General features: G+C 44.2%; 2 tRNA genes. Both read right to left on the minus strand.

Going from position 1 to position 283, the window contains the following annotated elements:
- Nucleotides 1-16 precede the first annotated feature (16 nt).
- Nucleotides 17-92, minus strand: a tRNA-Glu gene (locus QSV46_RS39500).
- Nucleotides 93-198: 106 nt separating this feature from the next.
- Nucleotides 199-274 (minus strand) — tRNA-Ala (locus QSV46_RS39505).
- Nucleotides 275-283: the final 9 nt, after the last annotated feature.

Below are 283 nucleotides of genomic sequence, written 5' to 3' on the forward strand. Positions count from 1 at the left end.
CTATTGAGAAGAATATTGGCATCCCATAGGGGATTCGAACCCCTGTTACCGCCGTGAAAGGGCGGTGTCCTAGGCCTCTAGACGAATGGGACGCAAGGTTTGTTATTTTATTTTTAATCAATAAAATAACTCAAATTTAAGCGTTTAAGCTTAGAATGTAAGAAAATGCCTAGGTGCTTACATTCCTCATTAGCAATTTGGTGGAGCTAAGCGGAGTCGAACCGCTGACCCCTTGCATGCCATGCAAGTGCTCTACCAACTGAGCTATAGCCCCATGCTAATG

This window comes from Bradyrhizobium cosmicum, assembly GCF_032290525.1.
Taxonomy (GTDB): Bacteria; Pseudomonadota; Alphaproteobacteria; order Rhizobiales; family Xanthobacteraceae; genus Bradyrhizobium; species Bradyrhizobium cosmicum_A.